This is a genomic window from Pseudomonas avellanae BPIC 631 (assembly GCF_000444135.1).
Lineage (GTDB): Bacteria > Pseudomonadota > Gammaproteobacteria > Pseudomonadales > Pseudomonadaceae > Aquipseudomonas > Aquipseudomonas avellanae.
Genome location: NZ_ATDK01000001.1, coordinates 1 through 885, shown reverse-complemented (window position 1 = coordinate 885; position 885 = coordinate 1). Strand labels below are relative to the sequence as shown.

At 65.2% G+C, this 885-nt stretch carries 1 protein-coding gene; it reads right to left on the bottom strand.

What is annotated here, in order from left to right; all coding sequences use genetic code 11:
* Nucleotides 1-885 (bottom strand): FimV/HubP family polar landmark protein (locus DW49_RS0100010; RefSeq protein ID WP_032616369.1); only part of this gene is annotated, 885 nt, incomplete at both ends.

Here is an 885-nt window from a genome sequence, read left to right as displayed (position 1 = left end):
GTTGCAACCTGGGCAGCACCTGCCGGCAATGCGTCTTCCGGGGCGATTTCGCCAGCCGGCTTGACCGGAGCACCATTGGCATCGACCAGCGAAGCAGGCACTGCCGCATTGGCCGGGGTCGTAGCTTCAGGGGTTACAGCCACAGGCGGAACCGCTGCTCCGGCGGCCTGCATTTTGGCCAGTTGACCGTTTTTCAGCTCGATCAGACGCTGTAGCTTGTCAAGCTGGCTTTGCAGGTCGTTCATGCGGCTTTTCAGCTCGGCATTATCACGGCGCGTGGTATCGAGCGCTTCCTGTGCCACGGCCAGCTTATTGCCCAGGTCAGCGTCGCCAGCCCCACCTTTGGCGGCCGGTTTGCCACCTGCCGAGACCAGGCTGAGATTGTCGGAAGTATCAACCTTTGAAGGCGCCGCACCGGCCCGATCACGCCGGGTGGCATCGACCTGACGCGTGCCGGTCGGCAAACGCCGACCTTCACGCCAGGCGCTGTATTGACGGGAAACCTCGGCAATCGCCTGCGGCTGTGGCAGTGCGGTGGTCTGCTGCGGGGTCGGCAGGCGCAGCACCTGACCCTTTTTCAGGCGGTTAATGTTGCCGCCCATGAAAGCATCCGGATTCAGCGCCTGAATCGCCAGCATGGTTTGCTGAACAGTCCCACCGGTACGCACCTTCGCGGCAATTTCCCACAGGGTATCGTTGTTGGCGGTGACGTATTGAGCCTGCTTGTCAGCGGCAGGTGCCGGCACTGCGGCGGGGGTGCCGGCAGGTGCGGGGGCTGGAGCCGAGGCCTGGGGTGCCGCTGCCTCTGTTGACGGTGCCACTGTCGCCAGTTGCGCAGGCGCTGCCGGGGCCGCTGCTGGCGCAGGGGCCGGAGCGGCTGGGGGG